This is a genomic window from Shewanella sp. 10N.261.52.F9 (genome assembly GCF_041471165.1).
Classification (GTDB): Bacteria; Pseudomonadota; Gammaproteobacteria; order Enterobacterales; family Shewanellaceae; genus Shewanella; species Shewanella marinintestina.
This window is the reverse complement of sequence record NZ_JBFRNX010000002.1, coordinates 1-5,744: the sequence shown is the minus strand read 5'-3', so window position 1 is coordinate 5,744 and position 5,744 is coordinate 1. Positions and strand designations below refer to the sequence as shown.

General features: G+C 42.4%; 4 protein-coding genes. 3 read left to right on the top strand and 1 reads right to left on the bottom strand.

What is annotated here, in order from left to right; genetic code table 11:
- Positions 1–1,142 (bottom strand): TonB-dependent receptor (locus AB4298_RS01990; protein ID WP_371985582.1); only part of this gene is annotated, 1,142 nt, incomplete at its 3' end.
- Positions 1,143–1,586: 444 nt separating this feature from the next.
- Between AB4298_RS01990 and AB4298_RS01985 the strand changes: the two genes are divergently transcribed.
- The 3 genes from AB4298_RS01985 (at position 1,587) to AB4298_RS01975 (ending at position 4,393) form a co-directional block, all read left to right on the top strand.
- On the top strand, positions 1,587–2,939 hold the full coding sequence (locus tag AB4298_RS01985; RefSeq protein WP_371985632.1) for an isochorismate synthase: 1,353 nt from the start codon (positions 1,587–1,589) through the stop codon (positions 2,937–2,939).
- A 223-nt stretch (positions 2,940–3,162) separates the two neighbouring features.
- Positions 3,163–3,822 (top strand): 7-cyano-7-deazaguanine/7-aminomethyl-7-deazaguanine transporter, encoded by a 660-nt coding sequence (locus AB4298_RS01980; protein WP_248999881.1) that lies wholly within the window; start codon positions 3,163–3,165, stop codon positions 3,820–3,822.
- A 112-nt stretch (positions 3,823–3,934) separates the two neighbouring features.
- Positions 3,935–4,393, top strand: a complete 459-nt coding sequence (locus AB4298_RS01975; RefSeq protein ID WP_248999882.1) for a GNAT family N-acetyltransferase — start codon at positions 3,935–3,937, stop codon at positions 4,391–4,393.
- Positions 4,394–5,744: the final 1,351 nt, after the last annotated feature.

Sequence of the window (5,744 nt, the reverse complement as noted above, 5' to 3'; positions counted from 1 at the left end):
CCACCGCCGTTACCGCCACCACTTAAAACAGCAGCATCATTGGTCGTTACTGTATGCGATTCCCAGCTTTGCTTTTCAGCGATTAGCGCTGTGGTCAATATGCCTGCGTCATCAAAGTTAGAGATAAACTGTAGGTTACCGCCTTGTACTGTAGAGCGGCCATCTTGCTGCGCTTTAATCGCTTGGTACGTTTTATCTTTGTATTGAGTTTCTAATACGTCACTTTGGTTGTGATAACCGAAACCACGTAGCGTGAACATGTCATTAAATTTATGAGCAACACCTAGCTGGAACGTTTTAGAGTTATAATCATCAACACGCTCAAACTTAACCGTACCAGTACCACGACCATCACGGCTTGGCTTGCCCCACTCACCGTCACGAATACTCATATTCGCCATTAGCTGAGTATTGTCATTTATCAAGTAGCTACCCTGCGCATAAAAGTTATTCAGGGTCTTGTCAGCGTTTTCACGCATATCGCCTTGCTGATACTCGGTATCTTTGTAGTCGCTAGACATCGGCCAACCGTCTGTCTGTTGACGTGAATAGTTCATTAGGCCTTGCCAGTTATCGCCACTTGCCGCGCCGCTGATATCACCATTAAAGGTGCTATCTTCAGCAGCTTCTAAACGACCAGAAATAGCCGGCGCATTGTCGCCTTGCTTGGTAATAATATTGATTACACCGCCTGCACCACCTGGACCATAAAGCACAGATGAAGGTCCGACTGATACCTCAATAGAAGCAATTTGTGCGGTAGGAATTAGGCTAGGGTCAAATTGGCCATCCTCTGCATCGTTAGCAGGAACACCATTAATGAGGTAAATAACGTGACGAGCTTTAAAACCACGAATATCCACGCGAGGTGTGCTTTGGCCACCAGTTCTCACGTAAATACCTGGTACGCTCTTTAGTACTTGATCTAAGCTCTGAGCACCTGACGCTTTGATCTCTTCTTCGTCTAAGCTCCAGTGAGTGGTTGCAGCTTCAGTAACAGACGCACGCTCACCGTGTACAACAATCACCTCTGTTACATCAAGAATTGGATCACGTTCTATCTCATCAGCCTGCACTTGGTAAGCCAAGCTCATTGCTAGCGCTAATGTGGATACTTTCAGCACTTTTTGTTGTTTTCTCATTGAATCTCATCATCCTAACGACATTATTAAGGCTATTTTCAAAAAGCCGTCGTCAACACTCAAGTAGATAAAACAATAAAACAAACTTAGATCGACTAATTTGAACAATGGGAAAAGAACAGCAACCCACTACGCGACAAAATGACCCACCCAATATCCTCAAAGGACAAAAGGGCCAATTAATCTCACATATTTGACTCAGCTTGATAGCGGATAAAGTTTTGAGATGGTGAGTAATTGAAATTGATTTGGTTAAATCAAAAGCATGTCGATTAAATAGTCAGTGAGAGTTCACATAGGCAGAGCGATCAACTTGACACTCTAATCACAGACTATTACTTTGTGGTAAAGATTCTTATTACCAATGTGCGATGGGTGTATCCCGATTAGAGGCAGCTCCTCTAAGCAAGCCCTAATGATATTTGTTTGGAGTACTTATTGACCATCCCTTTGCTGCCTCAAGCTATTAAGTCCTTAACCGACAAATTAAAATCCTTTACGCTTCAGCCAAACAGCGACCCAATAGTACAGCTGTCAGTGGTCGTTTCACCGATCCCAGTAATTGCTTGGCTCGCAGCGCAAACGACCTATCCGCGCGTATATTGGAAAGGCCGCGATACCGAAGAAGAAGTGGCAGCAATTGGCTGCTGTAAGGACTTTTTCTTTGGCGATGACGTTGATGACATTGCGCTATCGCTTGAGTATCAAAAGCAACGTTCACTCACCAGTAATCAAGATATCCGTTATTACGGTGGCGTGGCGTTTGATCGCCGCAATGAAAGCTGGCAAGAGTTTGGTAAGGCACACTTTGTATTACCTCGCGTTGAATTACGTCGTAGCGGTAATGAATTTAAATTACTGGTTAATCTAAATTTTTACGAAAATGAGTTTAACCAAGAAATAGAAAGTGCACTGCTATCATTGCAGGCATTGGACGCGCCTAAGCCACTAGCACCACCTAACAAGGTCGCACTAATGGGCCGCAGCGATAGACCTGACCGTCATCGCTGGAATGAGCTGGTCAATCGTGTCACCCATCCAAGATTTATTGAAGACACCCCAAAAGTGGTTTTGTCTCGCTTAACTCAGTTAGAAATTAATGAAGAGGTAGATCCATGGATGTTACTTGCCTGCTGGCAGGGACGTAACCCCAATAGTTTTCAATTTGGCTTCCAGTTTAAACCTGGTAGCGCTTTTATCTCTTGTACGCCAGAGCGTTTATATCGTCGTCGCCAACGTGAGCTATTCACTGAAGCACTTGCGGGCACAACAATTCGCGGACTAAACCAAGAAGAAGATAAAGAATTGGCGCAAGCTTTGCTCGACGACACCAAAAATAGCCATGAAAATCAACTTGTTCGACAGCATATCGTTAATGTACTTAACCCATTAAGCAATTATGTTGGCGCAGAAGAAACCCCAACCGTATTTAAGCTGAGCCATATTCAGCATCTACATCGCTCTATTCGAGCCGAGCTTAAAGCGGGTGTGAGTGACTTTCAGCTGATCCAAGCGTTGCACCCAACTCCTGCAGTAGGCGGGCTACCTAAAGATTCAGCAATGAACTTTATTCGCCAACAAGAAGGCTATGTAAGAGGCTGGTATGCTGGTGCCTGCGGTTATTTTAATAAGCATGAAAGTGAGTTTGCTGTCGCGATTCGCAGTGCATTAATTGAACCTGGTCGTATCAACTTATTTGCCGGTGCAGGTATTGTTGCAGGCTCTGAAGCTGATAAAGAATGGACAGAACTTGAAAATAAGCTCAGAACTATCTTGTCGATTTTAACTGAACTCTAGTTTTCACCTCAGCCAAATAAAATCAATAACTTAATAATTATCGACGGCAAAAGTTTACTAGCCGTCGAGATTTCCACTTGCTCAAATATAAATCTTCTCTATAATTTGCCGCCCCCAAGCTTGGGGATAAATACCCTGTTATTAACCAAAATTGCAAAATTATAGCGCTAGTCGCTATTGCGGGTTCCCTAACCCCGCCCGATTTATTTAAAAAGGCCACAAGATGTTGATGTTATCGCCAGCACAGCTTCGCCGTGCACTGCTGCTTTTAGCCAGCTTTCATATTGTTATTATTTGCGCAAGCAACTACCTAGTACAACTCCCGTTTCAGATCTTCGGTTTCCATACCACTTGGGGCGCCTTTAGCTTTCCATTTGTGTACCTAGCAACCGACCTAACAGTGCGCATATTTGGCCAACAAGCCGCTAGAAAGATTATCTTCCTTGCGATGCTGCCTGCATTAGTGATCTCTTACTTGATGGGCGCTATCTTTCACCAAGGCAGCTTCCAAGGTGCAGACGCTCTACTGGAATTCAATAGCTTTGTATTCAGAATCGCATTCGCCAGCTTTGCCGCTTACTTAGTCGGCCAACTAATGGATATTTTTGTGTTTGCTAAGCTTAGAGAAACTAAGTCATGGTGGGTTGCACCTTCTGCGTCGACCATAGTGGGGAACCTTATCGACACTATCGTATTCTTCGCCTTAGCTTTCTATGCCTCAACAGATGAATTTATGGCTGCACACTGGCCTGAAATCGCTACTGTTGATTACGGATTCAAACTAATTGTCAGTTTAGGTCTGTTCTTGCCAGCTTACGGCCTGCTGCTAAAGTTCTTACAAGATAAGATCTTACATAACAGCACTCGTGAAACCGCTATTTAACGCTTAACAACAACTGGACTGACCTGTTATAATTTCGCCAATTCGTTCACCTTTCAGTCAATGGTTTGGCTGCTCTATAGGGTGAACCGGCGAAGTTATTGAGAGTTTGAAAATGTACACCATTGAAATTGAAGCCGTAACTGAGTTTACGCCAGAAGTGCTTGAGTTAATCCAAACTGTTTACACCGCGATTCCTGAGTTTGAACAAGGTTACGCTAAGCAAGAGATCAGCCAACGCCTATTGGCAGGCCCAGCATTACTGCTTGTTGCTAAAGTGGAAGGCGAAATAGCAGGCTTTAAACTTGGCTATCAGACTGATGCTCAGGTGTTTTACAGCTGGTTAGGTGGTATTACACCTGATTTCCGTGGTCTGGGTTTAGCTAAAAGCTTACTTGAATACCAAGAGAAGTGGGCTAAAGAACAAGGTTACCAGCGCATTGACGTTAAAACCCGTAACTGCTTCCCTAGCATGCTGAATATGCTTATTAGCAATCAATACCAGATCACCGCTATGGTTAGCGATGCGCAAAACCACAGCCAGAATAAGCTACACCTGCAAAAGCACGTGTAATCATGCAGCTTTGTTGCCTGAAACAAATCTCCAAGTAAATAAAATAAGCAAAATGTGAAAAAGTTGTACGATAAAGCTTGCAAATCTAAATGAGAATGATTATTGTTAACACGCGTTCCAGAACTCGGATTAACAAATAAAGTTCTCATCATCTTTGTTTGCCAATGAGTTTTACTTACAGCACGACATTGCTCACACACTCTTTGTGGCCGGGATTATTATCCCGGCTATTTTTTTACCTGGAACAAAGCATCTCTACTTCTTCGTCACCGATCTGATACTAACGATTGTGATGACAGCATCGCAATGCCCACATACTTTTTAAGAGCCGCGGATTATTATCCCGGCTATTTTTTTACCTGAAACAAAACATCTCTACTTATTCATCACCGATCTGATACTAACGATTGTGATGACAGCATCGCAATGCTCACATACTTTTAATAGCCGCGGATTATTATCCGACTATTTTTTTACCTGAAACAAAACATCTCTACTTATTCGTCACCGATCTGATACTAACGATTGTGATGATAGCATCGCAATGCTCACATACTTTTTAATAGCCGCGGATTATTATCCCGGCTATTTTTTTACCTGAAACAAAACATCTCTACTTATTCGTCACCGATGTGATACTAACGATTGTGATGACAGCATCGCAATGCTCACATACTTTTAATAGCCGCGGATTATTATCCGGCTATTTTTTTACCTGAAACAAAACATCTCTACTTATTCGTCACCGATCTGATACTAACGATTGTGATGACAGCATCGCAATGCCCACATACTTTTTAATAGCCGCGGATTATTATCCCGGCTATTTTTTTACCTGGAACAAAGCATCTCTACTTCTTCGTCACCGATCTGATACTAACGATTGTGATGACAGCATCGCAATGCTCACATACTTTTTAAGAGCCGGGCTTAATTTGCTTCAAATAAGGCGAATCCAGTGAAATTCACTAATCGCTAATGTAAAGACTACCAATGTATTTGTCACGTAAGCCACTGCTTGTATTTGATTAAATTTTATTTACTCAAATATTAATCACTTTTTTACATTTTGAGCTTGCAAGACCAAATGATAATGATTATTATTTACATGCGTTCCAAGAACTCGGAAATAACTTAAAGGCATCTCATCTCCTGCAAGTTAGAGTTTAATTAAGCACGACATTGCTCACACACTCTTTGTGGCCGGGATTATTATCTCGGCATTTTATTGCCTAAAACAAAATAACGATTAGCCTCAATGATTGATGTGGCTGCACCACATTGCTCACATACTTTTTCTTCATAGCCAGAATTATTATCTCGGCATTTTATTGCCTAAAACAAAATAACG

Coding starts and splice junctions, on each gene's coding strand:
- AB4298_RS01980 (WP_248999881.1), top strand. CDS start 3,163: ATGTTGATGTTATCGCCAGCACAGCTTCGCCGTGCACTGCTGCTTTTA.
- AB4298_RS01975 (WP_248999882.1), top strand. CDS start 3,935: ATGTACACCATTGAAATTGAAGCCGTAACTGAGTTTACGCCAGAAGTG.